Below are 18,803 nucleotides of genomic sequence, written 5' to 3' on the forward strand. Positions count from 1 at the left end.
CCTGAACGCCCTATGAGCCGCCTTTTGCCGACGACCTGGATCAGGCGTTTGGGCCTTGACCTGGCCCCTTTCCGACCCCGCCTGCTGGACGACCTGAAGGGCTACAACCGGGGCCGGTTCATGGCCGACCTGGGGGCGGGCCTCACGGTGGGCATCGTGGCCTTGCCATTGGCCATGGCCTTCGCGATCGCCTCGGGGGTCAAGCCAGAAGCAGGCTTGTTCACCGCCATCATCGCGGGCTTTCTGATCTCAGCCCTGGGCGGATCCAGCGTGCAGATTGGGGGGCCGGCGGGCGCCTTCATCGTCATCGTCTACGGTATCGTTCAGCATTACGGCGTGGCCAACCTGCTGATCTCCACCGTGATGGCGGGCATGCTGTTGTTCGTGCTGGGCCTGTTCCGCCTGGGCGTGCTGGTGCGGTACATCCCGGTCAGCATCGTCATCGGTTTCACCAATGGCATCGCGGTGCTGATCGCCTTGTCTCAGTTCAAGGACCTGCTGGGCTTGAGCCCCGAGCGCATGCCGGCTGATTTTGTCGGGCAGATCATGACCATCGCCGCCCATGCGCATGAGTTCAATCCCTTTGCCTTGGGGCTGGGTGTGTTGACGGTGCTGTGCCTGTGGGCTTGGCCCCGGATGTTCTCGCCCGGGCGCATGCTGCCCAAGATCATGCTGGAGGCCCGCTCTTTCCGCCTGGCGTCTCGCATGCCGGCGCCCATGGTGGTCTTGCTGGTGCTGACCGTGGTGGCCACGTTGCTGCAACTGCCGGTGGCCACCATCGGCTCTCGTTTTGGTGGCATCCCCCAGGCCTTGCCGCACCTGGCCTGGCCAGATTTCAGCTGGGAGGGCGTGCGCAATCTGTTCATTCCCACGATCACGATTGCCTTGCTGGGCGCGATCGAGTCCTTGCTGTGTGCCCGCGTGGCCGACAACCTCACGGACCTGCGGCGTCACAACCCCAACCAGGAACTGATGGCGCAAGGCGTGGCCAACATGGTGGCGCCGTTCTTCGGCGGCATTCCGGCCACGGGCACCATCGCCCGGACGGTGACCAATGTGCGGGCCGGCGCCACCAGCCCGGTGGCCGGCATGGTCCATGCCTTGGCTTTGCTGCTGATCGTGCTGGTGGCCGCGCCCTTGGCTGTTCACGTGCCTTTGCCGGTGCTGTCGGGCATTTTGCTGTTCGTGGCCTGGAACATGGGTGAGTGGCGCGAGTTCATCAAGCTGCGCCACTTCAACTACACCTACCGAACCATTCTGGTTGGCACTTTTTTGCTGACCGTCATTTTTGACCTGACCGTGGCGGTGGAGGTGGGCCTGGTGCTGGCCTGCGTGTTCTTCATTTACCGCATGAGCACGCTCTTCCGCATCGAGCCATTGGCCATGGTCGATCCACAAATCGCGGTGTTCAAGTTGTATGGCGTGTTGTTTTTTGGCGCGGTGGGCAAGGTCGAGGACCTGGCCGACCAGTTGCCATCGAGTGCCCGCGTGGTGGTGCTGGAAGCTCACCGGCTGATCGCGATCGACACCTCCGGGCTGGAGGCTTTGCTCCAGTTGCGGCGTGCCCTGGCGCGCCAGGACATCCCACTGGTGCTGTGCGAAGTCAACGAGCAACCGCTGGGCTTGATCCACCGGGCTCACCATGATGAAACTTTGGGCGCGGCCAATGTGGTCAAGGATTTGCCCTCGGCCTTGCTGCGGGCGCATCAATTGATTCAGTGATTTGGTGAGTGCCATGCGTGCCTTGCTGTGAGCCGCGGGCCTCACAGCAGCGCGGCAAACAGGTCAAGGCAAAGCAGGGTGGTGCGGGGCGCGCGAGCCAAAGCGGCGCTTTGTCCATGGTCTTGCAGCGCCAGCAGCAAGGCTTGAACCTCAGGCATGGCGCCATGGGGAAAGGGCGACGCTTGCGGGTCGGTCGAGCCCCCGGCTGGATGGGCCTGGCTCATCACAACCAGGCCCTGCAATGACTGCCGCCACGATTTGACCTGCCGCAGGTCAGGGGCCGGGCTGGCGGCGACGGCGCTCATGGCGTCCGTGAGTTGTTCCAAAGCCTGGGCCAGGTCGACACCGACGCGGGTCTTCGATGGCGAAACAGCCACTGCTGCCTCGCCCGCGGCCTGGCGCGCCAAGCGATCACCCCGGTGCGCCTTGGTCTGGGTGTCCAGCCAAAGGTGGTGGCCAAGCACCCAATCTCGGGCCATGGCGATGACGGCCATCGGGTGGCCGCTCACCAGTTCGATCTCCAGTTCTTGCACCGCCACGCTCAAATCGCCCGCGTGGATGTGCCCCAGGTCCAAGGCCAGCTCGACCACGCCGGCCTTGGGCGTGCCTTGGCCCACCGCCACGCGGGCAGTCTGGCGCCAAATGTCGGTGCGGTACAGCTCGACCAGTCCGGTCTGTTCGCCTTGCCGGTCCTGGTCTGGATGCCAGCCCAGCGTCCTGACGAGCGAGGCTTCGGCTGGCGAGCCCAGGTGCAGGCTCAAGTCAATTCGGGCGGCGCTGCCCTCGGTGGGCGCCCGCGCGGGCTGGTTGTCTTCCAGCCGGATCATCGTGTTCGCGCCCGACGCTTTCAGCGTCTGAACCCAGCGTTCACCTTCCTTGCGAAGCCGCAAGGCGCTGCGTGCTTGGCCCAGGCGGCGATCCGGCGTGTCAAAGTAATGCGCCTGAAGACGCTCCCGCGCGTGACCCGGCAAGCGTTCAATCTCGGCCGACAAATGCCCCAGCGAATCGGCCGGGATCTGAAATTTAAGTTCGATTTCCTGCATAAGGGCTGATTGTGGCGGCGGCCCTGGCCCTCAAGCGCGGCGCAGGCCGATAAAATGCCGGATTGATTCTCTCTTTTGACTGGTGCCCACCATGCCGCTTTTCTGGAAGCCCTACAAGTCTGACGTGACGCAGTTCATCGACAGCCTGAAGCAGCGCGACCCTCAGCTGGAAGACCGCCAGCGCCAGGGCCGCTCATTGCTCTGGGACAAGGCCGTTGACCGCGACGCCCAGCTCGACTTCCGCGAATCGAACGTGGCCCAGCAGCCCTACGTCTATCAAACCAAGGGCGACTGAGCTTTTTCGGTTTGATTGAAAGACGCGCGTGAGCGAACAAGTCCTGGACGAGAACCGTTTGCCCGAGGTCGTTGACCGCGTGGCGATGGCGCGCCTGTATGGCGAGCCCTTGTTCCAGATGCCGCTGGATTTGTACATCCCGCCAGACGCGCTAGAGGTGTTCCTGGAGACCTTTGAAGGCCCGCTGGACTTGCTGCTCTACCTGATCCGCAAGCAGAACTTCAACATCCTGGACATCCCGCTGGCCGACGTGACGCGCCAGTATTTGGCCTACGTGGATCAGATCCGCAAGCACAACCTCGAGCTGGCATCCGATTACCTGCTGATGGCGGCCATGCTGATCGAGATCAAGTCTCGGATGCTGTTGCCGCCCAAGAAGTCGGAAGACGGTGAAGAGGCCGAGGACCCGCGCGCCGAACTGGTTCGCCGCCTGATCGAATACGAGCAGATGAAGCTCGCCGCGGCGGGGCTGACCCGGATCCCGCAACTGGGCCGCGATTTTCTGCGCGTGCAGGTGCACAACGACCCGTCGGTGCGCGTGCGCCACCCCGATGTCGCCCTGGTGGATTTGCGCGAGGCCTGGGCCGACATCCTCAAGCGCGCCAAGCTCAACACCCACCACATCATCACGCGCGAAGAGCTGTCGGTGCGCGAGCACATGGGCATCGTGCTGCGACGCTTGCAGGGCCAGCGTTTTGTGGAGTTTGAACACCTGTTCGACGTGTCGCGGGGCCCGCCCGTGCTGGTGGTGACTTTCATCGCCCTGCTGGAGTTGGGTAAGGAGCGCTTGCTCGAGATCACGCAGGCCGAGGCGTTTGCGCCCATCTACGTGCGCCTGGCCTACCACCCGGCCTGATCGGTCATCGGCGCGCCTTGCGCTCCACGCGCTCCCAGTCGGGCGGCGCCCACAGGTGCTTCAAACGCAGCCACAGCGGCCCGGGCCGCCTCGCATCGCGCCCCATGGCCTGCCACTCGTGGAACATCATCACCAGGGGATTGTGGGTGTGGATTTGCTTGACGATGCCGTAATCGCAGGGTGCCTCTTCGGGCACGAAGCTGCCGAACAGCTTGTCCCAGATGATCAGCACCCCCGCGTAGTTGCGGTCCAGGTACTGTGGGTTGCGAGCGTGGTGCACGCGGTGGTGCGAGGGCGTGTTGAAGACAGCCTCGAACCACCGGGGCAGCTTGCGCACGGACTCGGTGTGCACAAAGAATTGATAGGCCAAGCTCACGGCCACCACCAGGATCACGTGGCGGGTTTCGAACCCCAGCCAGGCCAGGGGCAGCCAGAACACCCACATGCCAGAGATGGGGTAAGTGGGACTTTGCCGCAAGGCGGTCGACAGGTTCATGGTTTCGCCAGAATGATGCGTCACATGGCTGGCCCACATCCAGCGCACGCGGTGGCTGGCGCGGTGAAACCAGTAATAGCAAAAGTCTTGCGCCACGAGCAGCCCGACCACGCTCCACCAGGTGATGGCGATGTTGAACAGGCGATGCTGGTAGATCAGATCAAACAGGCCGACCAATAAGGCCCAGGCGATGCCGTCGGCCACTGCGTGGCTCAGGGCCAGGCTGGTGTTGATGGCGGTGCCTTTGACCGTGTAAGTCTGTTGCTGCCGACGGTTCAGCCACCAGGCCTCGAATGCCATGCAGGCCATGAAAATCGGACCCATCAGGAGCAGGAAAACCTTTTCCAGCCCGATTTGATTCAACGTTGTCCACCAAGCGGCCATGTCTGGTCCAAGCCTCATCCACCACGAACTGACATGCTAGTCCCACTCCCCGGTGGGCGCTTGCAGAATTTCCCGCGCACGCGGCGGCTTGTCGGCCTAGAATCGCGCCACTTTGGCACCAGACCCCCGCGACATGAGTTCAGTGACCCCCGCTGCCTTGCCCGCCCGCAAGCCCTTGAACCTGCACCGCCTGCGCGAGATGCATTCGCAGGGTGAAAAAATCACCATGCTGACCTGCTACGAGTCGTCGATGACCCGCCTGCTGGACGATTGCGGGGTGGACTGCATCCTGATCGGTGACTCCTTGGGCATGGTCGTGCAAGGCCAGTCCAGCACGGTGCCCGTGTCCCTGGGCGACATCATTTACCACACACGCTGTGTGGTGCGTGCCAACCGCCACACCTGGGTGGTCAGCGACCTGCCCTTTGGCAGCTACCAGGAAAGCCGCGAGCAAGCCTTGCGCTCCAGCGTGGCCTTGATGCAAGCCGGTGCCCACATGGTCAAGCTCGAAGGTGGCGGCTGGACGGCCGAGACCGTGCACTTCCTCACCGAGCGTGGCATCCCTGTGTGCGCCCACCTGGGCCTGACGCCGCAAAGCGTGCACGCGCTGGGGGGCTACCGCATCCAAGGTCGCGATGCGGCCGGGGCCGAGACCCTGCGCCGCCATGCGAAGGAGTTGGCGCAGGCCGGCGCCGCGATGGCGGTGCTTGAGCTGATGCCCTCCGATGTCGCCGCCGCCGTGCAGACCGACAACCCGGGCATGATCACCATCGGCATTGGCGCGGGCCAACGCACGGCCGGCCAGGTGCTGGTGCTGCACGACATGCTGAACATCACGCGGGGCAAGCTGCCGCGCTTTGTGCGCAACTTCATGGCCGAGGGCGGCTCGATCGACGATGCCATCCGCCGCTTTGTGTCGACCGTCAAAGACGGCAGCTTCCCCGATGAAGCCATCCACGGTTATTGATTGACGGTTGTCGCCCCCGATGAAGATCATCCACACCATTGCCGAGTTGCGCACCACCGTGGCCGAAGCCCCGAATGCGCCGGTGTTCGTGCCCACGATGGGCAACCTGCACGAAGGCCACCTGGCCTTGATCCGACAGGCTCGCGGCTTGGCCGACCAGGCGGCTTGGGGCCGTGGGCTGGTGATCGCCAGCATCTTCGTCAACCGCCTGCAGTTCGGGCCCCACGAGGACTTCGACCGCTACCCGCGCACCCTGGCCCGTGATGCCGAGTTGTTGGCTGGTGCGGGTTGCGACGTGGTCTTCGCGCCCGATGAAGCTGAGTTGTACCCGCAGCCGCAAGGCTACAAGGTGCTGCCGCCGGAAGAGCTGGCCAGTTTGCTGGAAGGCGAATTCCGGCCTGGCTTTTTCACGGGCGTGTGCACGGTGGTGGCCAAGCTGTTCAACATCGTGCACCCGCGCGCGGCGGTGTTTGGCAAGAAGGACTACCAGCAACTCATGGTCATCAAGGGCATGGTGCGGCAGCTGGCCCTGCCCATCGACATCGTGGGCGGTGACACCGCGCGCGCCGAGGATGGCCTGGCTTTGTCTTCACGCAATGGTTACCTGAGTGCCGAAGAGCGAGCCCAGGCGGTGCAGTTGTCCCAGGCGTTGCAGCGGGTGCGGGACCTCGTCCTGGCAGGCCGCACTGGCTTGCCCTGCGATGGCCTGGCAAAGATCGAGGCGCAGGCCCTGGATAAGCTCACGCAGCAGGGCTGGGTGCCAGACTACGTCAGCATCCGCCGCCAGCGCGACTTGCTGCCGCCTTCAGCCTCCGAATTGCTGGGCAGCGAACCCCTGGTGGTGGTGACCGCCGCCAAGTTGGGCAAGACCCGCCTGATCGACAACTTGGAAGTTTGACCGAGCAGCTTGGCCGGGCTTGTGCGCCAACAAGCCTCGTCAGAGGGTGCTCAGAAAAGCCACCACCTCGTCTTCCTTGCGGCTGCGCTTCATGGGCGGCAGGCTTTGCCAGATCCGCTTGCCGTAAGGCTTTTCGATCAAACGCACGTCGCCGATCATGAGTACGCCCCGGTCGGTCTCACTGCGGATCAGCCGACCAGCGCCCTGCTTGAGCGCGATGATGGCTTGCGGCACCTGGTGCTCCATGAAGGGGTTGCCGCCTTCTTGCTCCAGCAGTTCCAGGCGCTTGGCCAAGACTGGGTCATCGGGTGGTGCGAAGGGCAGTTTGTCGATCACCACCAGCGTGAGTGCATCGCCCTTGACGTCGATGCCTTCCCAGAAGCTGTGGCTGCCCACCAGCACCGCATTGCCCGCGCGCTTGAAGTCGTCCAGCAGGGTGGTGCGGGGCGCATCCCCTTGCCGCATCACGGGGAACGGATCGCCGCCTTGATCGAACAGCTTCTTGAGGTGATCAGCCGCCCGCTGCACGGCGCGGTGGCTGGTGCACAGCACAAAGGCGCGGCCCCGGTTGGCACGGATCAGGGGCAAGGCGGATTCCACCAGCGCTTCGGTGTGGTTCGCGGCACTTGGCGGTGGCAGGCCTTCCGGCACATACAGCATGGCCTGCGTCGGGTAATCGTAGGGGCTGGACCAAGCCTGGCAGTGCGCATCTTCCAGGCCCAGGGCCTGCGTGAAATGCGTGAAGTCGTTTTTGACCGCCAGGGTGGCCGAGGTGAAGATCCAGGCCCTGCGCGGGACTTCATTCTTGGCTTCGTCTGTGTCAGGCCCGGCCTCGTTGCCAGGGTTCTCGTCAGACTCGAACGCGTTGTCGGTGAGCCCCAGGCGCTGGCGGCGGAACACGTCGGCCACGGAGATGGGCGTGCGGTGCAGTTGCAGGCCATGGGTGCCCACATCGACCCAGCACAGCTCGGGCTCGTTGGCCCGCTCGGGCGCACCCCAGGCCGACAGGCGTTGCATCAACGCATGGGCGCGGCGCTGCAACTGGGCTAGGTCGGGGCTGCGGTCGGCTTGTGATTCCAGCGCGTCTCGCACCTCGGACAAGGCTTCGCGCAAGGTCAGCAGGGCGGCGTGCAAAGGATGGGCCGTGCCCAATTGGGGCTGGGCCAACCGCTGCGTTTGAGGCCCAAAACACAGGCGCAGATCACGGGTGGCGCGGTCCAGCGGGGCCAGCACATCATTCCATTTCGCCCCATCGCGAGCCTGGGTCTGGCCGGTGGCCAGGGCGTCCCGCAGCAGGTCGAGCAACTGCGCGGTCGAGACCGAGTCGCCAAAGAACAGCGTGGCGGTGTCGGGCAACTGGTGTGCTTCGTCAAAGATGACGGTCTGGGCGTTGGGCAGCAACTCGGGCACGCCTTCTTCACGCAGCATCAGGTCGGCGAAGAACAGGTGGTGGTTGACCACGACGACGTCGGCATCCTGGGCTTCGCGCCGGGCTTTCATCACGAAGCAATCGGTGTAGTGCTTGCACTCGCTGCCCAGGCAATTCTCACGCGTTGACGTGACGCGGGCCCAGATGGTGGCGTGCTCGGGCACGGTCGGGCATTCGGCCTTGTCGCCCGTGGGGCTAAGGTGGATGAAGCGGTTGATCAGGCCCAGGTCTTTGACCTCTTGGCGGGTGCTCAGCATCGCGTCCTGATTGGCGCCGTTCAGGTGGTGCCAGCACAGGTAGTTGCTGCGGCCTTTCAGCAAGGCCACCTTGACCGGCACGGCCAGGGCTGCGCGCACGGCGGGCAGGTCGCGGTGAAAGAGCTGGTCTTGCAGCGCCTTGGTGCCGGTGGACACGATGACCTTGCCGCCTTCCAGCAGCGAGGGCACCAAGTAGGCCGCGGTCTTGCCCACGCCAGTGCCAGCCTCCAGCACCACGGTGCTGGCGTCGTGGATGGCTTGCGCCACCGCCTGCGCCATTTCGATTTGCTCGTGGCGCACGTGGTAGCCATCGAAGGCGCGGGCCAGGGGGCCGGAGGCGGAGAAAATCGTGGGCAGGTCCATGGTGGGCAAAAAGTGGCAGCGCCCATTGTCAGGCCTGCCGATCTCCCTCCTTCAGGGGCTTGCGCGAACCACCGACGCGTTGAGGGCTCGCTCCAGGGTCTCAACGCAATCGCGACGGTGTGCCTCGGAGGTGCTGGAGGGGCTGCCGCCCCATGGCCTGGACCGAAGCGTGGTCAGCAAATTTCTGGCTTGCTCGCGAACCACAGAGCGCACATCGGCCCGGTTGCTGGCCGATCGCAGCACCAAGGCGGACAGCCGGTTCACGTGCTCTCGCTGCAGATTGCGCCGCCAAGGCGCATCATCGCCCGTGGGAGCGGTCCCGGATGTGCCCCAAACGGCATCCGTCACGCGCTGGTGCAGTTCGCGCAGCGTCAGCGGCGCTTCACGGCGGTCGCGTGTGCGGTCGATGTTGTCCAACATGCGCTCGCCCAGGCCATCGGCCATCAGCGTGTCCAGGACCAGGCGCTGCAACGATAGCAAGGTGTCGGCCAGGGAGAAGTCGGTCCGGGTGCCGCTGCCCTCGCTCCGCTCAAAGTAGTCGGGCGCCATGCGACGTTGCAGGGCGGGCGACAGGCTCAGGGCCCGCGGTGACAACAGCTCCTGGGCAATCAGGTCCAGGGCCGTTCGCTGCGTGGCGGCGGGCAAGGGGTCCAGGGGATCCCGCCCGTTGTCGCTCGGGTTGCGCCGAGTGATCAAGCCGCCAACCTGGCGCAACAGGATTTGCGAGGTGCGTCCCACGTCGCGCAAAGCGTAGGTGACCCGTCGGCGCAACAAACTGGGGTCGTGGGCTGCGCCCGTTTTTTCCGGGGCTTGGCGGGCGATCAAGTCTTTGGCGATGGTCAAACGCTGGCGGGCAAAGACCAGGGGGTCACGGCCCAGGTCAAAGGTGAGCGATTGGGGGTCGAGCCCCAGGTAATCGTCCTCGTCGGTGCCAAAGTCCAACTTGTCTGACCAGATCGGGTCGGCGCTGCGCTCGGCGATGCGCTGCAACTCGGCCGTCTCAGCGCTGCCCAAAGGCTTGTAGCCATACTCGATGGCCCAATGGTCGTAAGGCCCCAAGGTGGTCTGGAAAGCGGCGGGTGCGGGTTGGCCTGGGAGCGGCAGGTTGATCGGCGCGTAGTCCATCACCGAGGCGCTATTGCCTTCACGCAGCGTCAAAGCGGGATCGGCCAGTTGCTCTGCGGTGTGCCAGCGCGAGCCCCGAAAGTTGTGCCGCAAACCCAAGGTGTGTCCCACCTCGTGCATGGTCGTGTCTTTCAGATAGGCCAACACGAAGGCCTGAACGTCTGGGCTGTCCGGGTCCAGGCGGCCTGATGCCGTCAGCAGGTCCAGGCCATAGCCCAGTTGTTCGGCCGCTTCAGCCGCATGCGTGCACTGATCGTCGGCCGAGTGGGCGGATGGTGCGGCGATGATTTCGCTGCGCAAGGTGCGAATCGAACGCGATGACAGGCTTTCCAGGGCGATGTCCGCCTGCAGGATTTCGCCAGTGCGTGGGTCCACATGCGTGGGCCCGATGGCACCAAAACCGGGTTGGCTGTTGGTCATCCAGCGCACAGTGGCCCGGGTTGAACCCAGCGCCTCGTCCGCCTTGCCGGGCGACGGCGCGCGCACCTGAATCGCGTCTCTGATGCCGATGGCTTCAAAGGCCTGGTTCCAGGCCAGGATACCTTCGGTGATGACCTGACGATAGGCCAGCGGAATGTTGGGGTCGAGCTGATAGACGATGGGCCGCGTGGGCTCGGACAGGGCAGCGGCCGGGTCCTTTTTCTCCAGCCTCCAACGGCTGATGAAGCGCTGCCGCGGGGTGCGTGCCAGGTCTTGCGTGAAGTCGGCCACCGTGGTGGTGAAGTAACCAACGCGGGGATCTGCAGCGCGCGGTTTCATGGCGGTTTCCGGCAAGGACCTCAGGCTGTAGCGCACATTGATGAACAGGCTGCGTGGGTCTGGCACGGAGGTGGGCACACCTGGCGCCACTCCGCCCGCGGTGCCGCTGCCCGCCGCGAGGGCGCTGGTGGCGAAATGGTGCAGGATGTCAAAACTCAAGTGGTCGCTTTGGGTGCGCGCCACCGACAGCGCCGAATTTCGCGAATCCAGCGCATAGTTTTGTTTGTAGGCGCGCTGAAGCTGCAGCCCCAAGCCCAACATGTCGTTCACCCACAAGGGGTTGGCTTCGATCAGGATGGCCCCCGTCTGGGCCTGTGGTGCACTGGCCACGCCCACGCTGGCCAACAGGCTGGGCGAAAACGCGGCCTGAACCGCCAATTCCTGAGGCGTGCCTTTTTGCGCCGTGTAGGCCGCGTTCATGGCCAGCAGTTGCACTTGCTGTTGTACTCGGCGGAACTCTACCCACTGTGGGCGACCGACCTGGGCGGAACGGCTTGTGATCAGCCCACCAAAAACACCGGCCTCGCCAATGCCAGTGACCACCGTGGGTGACAAGAAAAAAGCGCGGCCCAGATTGGCAGGCACCAGTTCGATCCAGACCTTGTCTTGCCGTTTCCACAAAGGCAGCAGGCCGTCCATGCGCTCCGCGCCTTTGATGACCGTGTCAAAAGCCGGGGCTTGCCCGAGGACGGGTATCTGGGCGGGGGTGGCCGCCGTCGGCGGGACGGTGGGCGGCGATGTCCAGCCGATCAACTGGACGGCGCCGCTTTGCAGGGTGCTGCACGCTGACAGGGGTAAAACCAAGAGCAGTGCCAGTCGGTGGGCCCACAAGGCAGAACGGGGGGGAGGCAAGTTCATGCAGCCAGTATCAAAGAAAAAACCCGGCCCTTGCATGCACAGGGACCGGGTTGGTCGAGAAGTTACCCCGCTGGCTTAGGGGGGCGGCAGCGGGAACCAATCTTTCACGAAGGCCAACTCCGGGAAGTCCTGCACCGCCAACGGTCCGAAGGCCACGATGGCCAGGCCGATGACCATGACCACCGGGGGCAGGATCCAGCGCTCATGGCGTCGGTAGAAGCCCAGGTGTTTGACTTCGCCGTCGGCCAGCTTGACCTCGGCTTCGCCGATGACCTGTCGCGTCAGCAATTGGTTCAGCGCCACGGGGGGGGACAGGTAGCCCAACTCGAACGCCACCAGCACCATCATCCAGAGGTGGACTGGATCGATGCCATTGGCAAAAGCGATTGGGGCCAGGGTGCCAGACACCAGCACGACGGCGCCGAACGGATCCATGATCATGCCGAGGAACACCATGGTGATCACCAGGAAAGCCATGGCCGTCCAATGGTTCTCGAACACGTGCGGGAAGTGGTTCATGATCTCCGAGCGCTCGATCACGCCGCCCATTGCCAGTGACAAGGTCATCAGGCTGAGCAGGGCGCCAATGTGGCCGATGGTCTCGTTGGTGGCGAAACGGATGGAGCGCTCCACGCCGGGCTGGCGATGGCTGGCGTAGTCGGGCGTGATCTCGGTTTTGCCTTTGTTGATGATCTTGTCGAAGATCAGGATGATCAACAGCATCACCGGCATGATCGTGGGCGCCGTGATTTCGTTCAGCTTGGTGTCCAGCGCGTATTCGTACGTGGCCACCACGACGACCACCACGCCCAGGTAGGGCAGGGTGGGAATCACGGCGCGCAGGGTGCCGGGGATCGCCACGCGGAACGATTCGATCGAGGCACGCTGCGTGCGCAGCATCTGGGAGGTCAGGAAGAACAGTGTTGAGGTCAGCAGGAAGACGTAGAAGCCCCAGTGGTACAGGCCGTTGGTCGTCACTTCTTTGTTCAGCGCGGCAATCAGCACTACCAGCAGGCAAGGGCGCAGCACCACGCCCAGCGAGCCTGACATGGCCGTGGCGGCCAATGCGAACTGGCGCGAACCGCCCGAGGCGCGCACCTCGTGGTAGATGATGCCGGCTGCGGCGATCACAAAGATGCCCGAGGCGCCGGTGTAGGCGGTGGGCACGGCAGCGGCCAACAGGATGATGTAGGTCAGCAACTGAGGCGACAGGCGCCACGGACGCAGCAGGTCCATGAACAAGTCGATGATGCGGCTTTGCTTGAGCAGCATGCCCGCCCAAATGAACAGGCCCAGATTCAGGAAGATGGTGGGCAGCTCCATCAGCTGGTTGACGTAGATGGCCAGACCAGCGGGGTGCTTATTCAGCAGAAAGTACAGGCCTGCGTTGATGCCCATGTATGCATACAGCGGGATGGCCAGCAAGGCGGCACCCCAGGTGCCTTCGCCATGCTCCGACTTCACCGGGATCACGATGCGCTTGAGGTTGATCACCAGGATAGAGGCGGAGAAGGCCATCCACACGTAGTGCAGCAGAGGGTGTTCGATCGGCACGCCGGACCCTTGCAGGATCTGGTAGTAGCTGACACACGAGTACAGCAGCAATCCGGCCGCAACGGCCTGGGAGATGGATTGCACCAGGTAGTCTCGGGTGTAGTGGCCGGGACGGATCCCGATGTGGTGGAACCCCAGCGTGGTGGTGATGGCGGCGATGGACACCATCAGCAGCAGAATCAGAGGGCGGTTCTCAGTGCCCACCTGGAACAGACCGAAGAAGCTGGTCTCGATGGTGCGGTAGATCTTGACCTGGGTGGTCTGATGCTCTTGCACGCGGCGATAAAGATCGTGCTTGGCCTTGCAAATTTGGATGGCTTGTTCCATGGACTTGCGCGCCACGGTCGGATCTTGGGGAGCTTGCTCGCCGAAGAGATCATCAACGTCGTCGCCAGCGGTGCTGCCGCTGGCTTTGGCTGCGGCCTGCTTCTGGAGCTCCACCTCGATGTCTTGATTGGCATCGCACGACGGCTTGGTCGGCTCTGCCCGCAGCATGAAATACTGCACTTGTGCGGCCGGATCGCCGAACATGGACTCACCCAGTCGGAGCAACTGGCCGTGCATCATTTCACCGGTGCCAATGATCAAGGTCAGCAGCAGCAGTGCAAACACCGGTAGGCTAGAGAACCATTCCAGCGGGGAACGGCCCAAAATTTGTCGAGGGTTGGAAGTGATCATGATCGCTCAGTTGGTGCATCGCAGCAAAATGCGTCCACCAGTAGGAAAAAGGGGGCTTTGAGCCCCCGGTTTGGTTTGAAGTCAGGCCTTCATGGGGCCTGAATTTTTACTTCCAGTCTTCTTCTGATTTGGTCGCGCATTCAGGATCTGCAGGATTCACGCTGCAACGAATGCGTTTGATGATTTTCAGCCCCCGCTTGTCATACAGGCCCTTCTGAGCGATGTCGATGCGTGACTCGCGCAGCATCAGGGTGTACTTGTAAGCATTCTCAGAACTCAACTCCATCCAGGTGGATGGAGGGATGCTGGCGTCGGATTGTTTGACCAATTGCAAGGCGCGGTCGAACTGGGTCAGCCAGTAGTCGCGTGATTGGTCGCCAAAACCCTCGGGGAACTTGGTCCTGTTCAGGATGACTTGGTAAGTCAGGATCAGGATCGGGAAGCGCACCATGGCGCCATTCTTGCCGATGCCCTTGTACAGTTCCAGGGGCTTGTAGGCCAGCGTGGGCGCGGCGATGAAGTCCACCGCTCCGTTGTTGAACTTTGACGAGAAGTTCATGATGTCGGCCGACACGGGTTGCGCGCCGATCTTCTGGATCATCACGGCCTGGGCCTTGTCGTAGTCGAACGAGGCAATGCGCTTGCCGGCCAGGGCTTCCACGGTGTTGATCTTGCGGTCGTTGACGACGGGGTAGGCCGCGCCCAGTGGGATCACGCCACCCACTTCGTAGTTGCCATCGATCATCAGCTTGCCAGCCTTGGGATCGGAGTAGGTTTGCACGATGCGGCGCACCACTTCGTAGCTGGCCGCCATGTCGATCTTGCCATCCTTGACGATGGTGGTGGCACCCAGTGAATCGATGGCTCCTGCCACCTGGTTGAACTGGCGGGTGCGGAATGCTGTGGCGATCACGCCATCACATTGACCGGTGCGGAAGTCTTCGGTCGCGACACGTTCGTCGGTGTAGCCCTTCAACTCAATCGACACACCATGCCGTTGAGCTGCGATCACGTAGTCCTTGGCCATGCTGAAGAGGTCACCCGAGGCGCCCAGCAGGTCATACACGCAGATCCGTTGCGCGGCCTGTGCGGCTGACATTGCGCTCAACGCCAAAACGGCAGCGGCGCTGATTTTGCTCATGGTTTTGACCATCTTCATGAAGTCTCCTAGGTACCAGAAAAAACATGCGCCGATGTGATTCGGCGCTAACTACACTTGTTTTTCAGTGCGTAAAAATCTGACCACGGCTGTGGGCGGGATCGTTGATTTTGTAACTATAGCCGCTCAAATGTTCCCTCAGGTAAACCCCGACCCCCACCCACGGGGGAGGGAGTTTCCCTAGTAAATTCAAGACGTTAAACGCGTTTACTTGAGGAAGCTGTCCGCATCGATGGCCGCACCGCCTGCCTTGTCATCCCAGAACTTGCCCAGGCTGTTGATGGGGGTGCGCGAGCCGGTGTTCTGAGTCCACATGCGGTCAGAGATGATGATCATCTGGGCTTCGGCAATCGAGTCCACCAGTCGGTAGTCGGTGTTGACCTTGAAGTTCTCGATGGTGGCAAAGCGCTTGATGGCGGCGCGCACTGCAGCCGAGTCGTCAGCGGTTTGGGCGGCAATGGCGGCCATCACGTGAGGCAGGCGCACACCGGCTTTTTCGCCAATGGCCATGTTGGTTTCAAAAGTGCCTTTGACGTCCTTGCCTTCAGAGCCACCGGGGATGATGCTCCAGATGGCCGCGCGCAGTGCTTGCGGGGCGCCCCACCACTTTTTGTTGTCCAGGCACGTCATGGCGAATTCAACCTGAGGGGGGATGTCAAGCGAGACGCCCACGGCCTGTTGTGCACCCATGTCGCTTTGAACGGCTTGCACGCCAGAGACCGAGCCCAGCAGGTACACCATTTCATCAAAGTCACGTTTGAACTTGGGGCAGGTGCTGCCGTACTTGAAGAAATATTTTTGCTCAAGCTTGACGCGCATGCGTTCGAACGAGGTGACCTGGCGGTGTGCCGACAAGGCCATCAGGCGCTTTTGAGCAATGCGGGCATCCTGGGCTTCGTCCGAGCGCTTTTCGCGCGAGGCACGGATGTAGCGCAACTCCTCTTCAATGGCCCGTGCGTCGGAGCACACAGCGGCCGATTGCAGCATCACGGTTTCCATCAGCGAAGGGTCGCCGTAGAAGTTGCGTGCGGCGCCCACCAAGGGGCCATTCGCCAAGGCGAAGGTGCAGCCCATGTCCACGTCGCCCAGCTTGAGTGTCGGCGGTGTGAAGCCTTCTTCCAGGATGTTCAGAGTGACTCCACTGGTGCCCGACTCCAGCAAGGCGCATCCGCTCATGGTCAAGGTGGAAAGAGCCACCACGGAGGCGGTGAGGATTCGGGTCATCCGAGGAATCATTGAGGGGTCTCCAGAGGGTGTTTTTCAGGGGCGCGACAAGTCGCCAAATACTCCACGAAATTCTAGCCCCCCGGCTTCCTGCGGCGACGACGTAAACCCTAGGGATGACCCCTGCCTCGCGGGCGAAACGCCAAAAAAAAGCCCGCGTGAAAGCGGGCTTGGGACGGGTCAATGCCTTGATCAGCGAATCGGCTTGAAGCGCACGCGCTTGGGACGCGCACCTTCTTCGCCCAGGCGCTTCTTCTTGTCGGCTTCGTACTCCTGGTAGTTGCCGTCAAAGAAGAACCATTGCGAATCGCCTTCGCACGCCAGGATGTGCGTGCAGATGCGGTCCAGGAACCAGCGATCGTGGGAGATGATCATGGCGCTGCCGGCGAACTCCAGGAGCGCGTCTTCCAACGCACGCAGGGTTTCGACGTCCAGGTCATTGGAGGGTTCGTCCAGCATCAGGACGTTGCCGCCTTGTGCCAGTGTTTTGGCCAAATGCAGGCGGCCGCGTTCACCGCCCGACAGGTTGCCCACCAACTTTTGCTGGTCGTTGCCCTTGAAATTGAAGCGACCCAGGTAGGCGCGCGAAGGCATCACGAACTTGCCCACCACGATGTTGTCCAGGCCGCCCGAGACGTCCTGCCACACGGTGTTTCCAGCGGCCAGGCCCTCGCGACTTTGGTCAACGAAGGCCAGTTGCGCAGTCTTGCCGATGCTGACGGTGCCGCTGTCAGCTTGCTCGACACCCTGGATCATGCGGAACAGCGTGGACTTGCCGGCGCCGTTGGGGCCGATGATGCCGACGATGGCGCCCGCGGGCACCTTGAAGCTCAGGTTGTCGATCAGCAGGCGGTCGCCGAAGCTCTTGGAGACGCCGGTGAACTCGATCACTTCATTGCCCAGGCGTTCGGCCACGGGAATGAAGATTTCGTTGGTCTCGTTGCGCTTTTGGTAGTCAACGTCGCTCAGTTCTTCGAAGCGGGCCAGGCGGGCCTTGCTCTTGGCCTGACGGCCCTTGGTGTTCTTGCGAACCCACTCAAGCTCCTGCTTCAGGGCCTTGGCTCTGGCGTCTTCCGTTTTCTGCTCTTGGTCCAGGCGCTTGCCCTTGAGCTCCAGCCAGTCTGAGTAATTGCCCTTGTAGGGGAAGCCCGATCCGCGGTCCAGTTCGAGGATCCACTCGGCGGCATTGTCCAGGAAGTAGCGATCGTGGGTGATGGCCACCACGGTGCCCGAGAAGCGGCTGAGGAACTGTTCCAACCAGTCCACCGATTCGGCGTCCAAGTGATTGGTAGGTTCATCGAGCAGCAGCATGTCGGGTTTGGACAGCAGCAGGCGGCACAGGGCCACGCGGCGCTTTTCGCCACCGGACAACTGGCCAATGTTGGCGTCCCAGGCTGGCAGGCGCAATGCGTCGGCGGCCAGCTCAAGTTGCAGGTCGGTGTTCTCGGAGCCGCCGGCGGCGATGATGGCTTCCAGTTCGCCTTGTTCCGCGGCGAGCGCGTCGAAGTCGGCATTTTCTTCGGCATAAGCGGCGTACACCTCGTCCAGGCGTTTCTTGGCTGCCAGAACGCCACCAATGCCCTCTTCAACGGCTTCGCGGACGGTTTGCTCTGGGTTCATCACCGGTTCCTGGGGCAGGTAACCGATTTTGATGCCAGGCATCGGGACGGCTTCGCCCTCGATGTCCTTGTCCACGCCCGCCATGATCTTGAGGAAGGTGGACTTGCCCGAGCCGTTCACGCCCAGCACGCCGATCTTGGCGCCTGGGAAAAAACTCAGGGTGATGTCTTTGAGGATCTGCCGTTTCGGGGGAACGATCTTCCCGACGCGGTTCATGGTGAAAACGTACTGGGCCATGGAATGCTCGCTTTGCGAGTTACTTTCGTCAAACTGTGTAGCTTAAGGCAATGCAGGCCTTTCCTGGGCCGCAATCCGAGGTTCTGCGTTTTTCAGGGTGGCCAGGGGGTGATCAGGCCCGATTGAACCAGACCCTCAAGCCAATGGCAGACATGCTCCGCGGGGCTGTCCAGGGCCCATTGCTTGCGGCGAGCCGTGGCGCCCCTCACCAGTTCGACGCCCGACTGAGCCAGTTTCAGCTCCGTGGCCAGCCAGCGCCGCAGCGCGTCATTGGCGGCGCCATCAACAGGCTGTGCTGCCAGGCGCACACGCAAGGCACCATCGTGCCAACCCACCACTTCCGTGCGTTTGGCGTTTGGGGCGATGCTGAGGTCAATGACCAGGCGCTGACGCGGGGCTTTGCCTTCCATCCTCAAGCAGGGCCAAGCTGCCACCATGGCGGTGGGGCCCGAGTTGGTAGGGTGTGGTGCCATCTGCTCATTGTTCATCAGGCAAAGAAAAGCCCGGCCGGAGCCGGGCTTGAAAGGCGAAAGGCTGTTGCCATCCGCCAGTTCACCCTTGCGGATGAACTCAGGGCTTGTTGCCAGTCGGGAAGGGCCACGCGGCTTGAGGGCTCAGCGTGGTCTTCGCAGCAGGCTTGGCCGAAGCGGGCTTTTTGGCCGCAGGGGCAGGCTTGGCAGGGGCAGGCTTTTTGGCAGCAGCTTTCTTGGCGGCTGGCTTCTTGGCAGCGGGGGCTGCCTTTTTAGCGGGAGCTGCCTTCTTCACTGCGGCCTTCTTGGCCGGCGCTGCCTTTTTGGCGGGCGCCTTTTTGGCTGCTGCTTTTTTAGCAGGAGCTGCCTTCTTGACAGCGGCCTTCTTGGCCGGTGCTGCCTTCTTCAC

At 62.8% G+C, this 18,803-nt stretch carries 14 protein-coding genes and 1 pseudogene; 5 read left to right on the forward strand and 10 right to left on the reverse strand.

Translation table 11 applies throughout. The features are described 5' to 3' along the window. Positions 1 to 12 precede the first annotated feature (12 nt). Positions 13 to 1,722: a SulP family inorganic anion transporter gene (locus tag PSV40_RS18015; protein WP_300540324.1), complete on the forward strand. Its 1,710-nt coding sequence runs from the start codon at positions 13 to 15 to the stop codon at positions 1,720 to 1,722. Between the two features lie 41 nt (positions 1,723 to 1,763). Here PSV40_RS18015 and PSV40_RS18020 read toward each other — a convergent pair whose 3' ends face one another. Then, positions 1,764 to 2,765, reverse strand: a complete 1,002-nt coding sequence (locus PSV40_RS18020) for a CYTH domain-containing protein (RefSeq protein ID WP_300540326.1) — start codon at positions 2,763 to 2,765, stop codon at positions 1,764 to 1,766. Between the two features lie 91 nt (positions 2,766 to 2,856). Between PSV40_RS18020 and PSV40_RS18025 the strand changes: the two genes are divergently transcribed. Both PSV40_RS18025 and PSV40_RS18030 read left to right on the forward strand, forming a co-directional pair. After that, positions 2,857 to 3,060, forward strand: coding sequence for a DUF3460 family protein (locus PSV40_RS18025; protein ID WP_300540327.1), 204 nt, complete (start codon positions 2,857 to 2,859; stop codon positions 3,058 to 3,060). A gap of 85 nt (positions 3,061 to 3,145) precedes the next feature. Beyond that, on the forward strand, positions 3,146 to 3,916 hold the full coding sequence (locus PSV40_RS18030; RefSeq protein ID WP_300540359.1) for a ScpA family protein: 771 nt from the start codon (positions 3,146 to 3,148) through the stop codon (positions 3,914 to 3,916). A gap of 4 nt (positions 3,917 to 3,920) precedes the next feature. Here PSV40_RS18030 and PSV40_RS18035 read toward each other — a convergent pair whose 3' ends face one another. Beyond that, a complete protein-coding gene (locus PSV40_RS18035) occupies positions 3,921 to 4,796 on the reverse strand; it encodes a sterol desaturase family protein (protein WP_300540329.1) in 876 nt (291 codons plus the stop codon). 133 nt (positions 4,797 to 4,929) lie between these two features. On the opposite strand from PSV40_RS18035, the gene panB reads away from it, so the two are divergent. Both panB and panC read left to right on the forward strand, forming a co-directional pair. Beyond that, positions 4,930 to 5,763: a 3-methyl-2-oxobutanoate hydroxymethyltransferase gene (gene panB, locus PSV40_RS18040; RefSeq protein WP_300540330.1), complete on the forward strand. Its 834-nt coding sequence runs from the start codon at positions 4,930 to 4,932 to the stop codon at positions 5,761 to 5,763. A gap of 19 nt (positions 5,764 to 5,782) precedes the next feature. Then, positions 5,783 to 6,661, forward strand: a complete 879-nt coding sequence (gene panC, locus PSV40_RS18045) for a pantoate--beta-alanine ligase (protein ID WP_300540332.1) — start codon at positions 5,783 to 5,785, stop codon at positions 6,659 to 6,661. 39 nt (positions 6,662 to 6,700) lie between these two features. On the opposite strand, the gene PSV40_RS18050 is transcribed toward panC, so the two are convergent. From PSV40_RS18050 to PSV40_RS18085, 8 genes and pseudogenes are all read right to left on the reverse strand, one after another. Continuing rightward, on the reverse strand, positions 6,701 to 8,710 hold the full coding sequence (locus tag PSV40_RS18050; protein WP_300540334.1) for an ATP-dependent DNA helicase: 2,010 nt from the start codon (positions 8,708 to 8,710) through the stop codon (positions 6,701 to 6,703). 51 nt (positions 8,711 to 8,761) lie between these two features. After that, entirely contained in the window at positions 8,762 to 11,452 is a 2,691-nt protein-coding gene (locus tag PSV40_RS18055) for a zinc-dependent metalloprotease (RefSeq protein ID WP_300540336.1), read from the reverse strand. Between the two features lie 75 nt (positions 11,453 to 11,527). Continuing rightward, on the reverse strand, positions 11,528 to 13,684 hold the full coding sequence (locus PSV40_RS18060; protein ID WP_300540338.1) for a TRAP transporter large permease subunit: 2,157 nt from the start codon (positions 13,682 to 13,684) through the stop codon (positions 11,528 to 11,530). 106 nt (positions 13,685 to 13,790) lie between these two features. Further along, positions 13,791 to 14,843 (reverse strand): putative solute-binding protein, encoded by a 1,053-nt coding sequence (locus PSV40_RS18065; protein WP_300540340.1) that lies wholly within the window; start codon positions 14,841 to 14,843, stop codon positions 13,791 to 13,793. A 207-nt stretch (positions 14,844 to 15,050) separates the two neighbouring features. Next, positions 15,051 to 16,067 (reverse strand): hypothetical protein, encoded by a 1,017-nt coding sequence (locus tag PSV40_RS18070; RefSeq protein WP_300540342.1) that lies wholly within the window; start codon positions 16,065 to 16,067, stop codon positions 15,051 to 15,053. A gap of 192 nt (positions 16,068 to 16,259) precedes the next feature. Beyond that, positions 16,260 to 17,924 (reverse strand): energy-dependent translational throttle protein EttA, encoded by a 1,665-nt coding sequence (gene ettA, locus PSV40_RS18075; RefSeq protein ID WP_300540344.1) that lies wholly within the window; start codon positions 17,922 to 17,924, stop codon positions 16,260 to 16,262. 92 nt (positions 17,925 to 18,016) lie between these two features. Then, entirely contained in the window at positions 18,017 to 18,397 is a 381-nt protein-coding gene (locus PSV40_RS18080; protein WP_300540346.1) for a DUF167 domain-containing protein, read from the reverse strand. A 97-nt stretch (positions 18,398 to 18,494) separates the two neighbouring features. Then, a pseudogene (locus PSV40_RS18085) lies at positions 18,495 to 18,803 on the reverse strand (histone); the annotation flags it as partial.

This window comes from Polaromonas sp. (assembly GCF_029945925.1).
Lineage (GTDB): Bacteria > Pseudomonadota > Gammaproteobacteria > Burkholderiales > Burkholderiaceae_C > Polaromonas.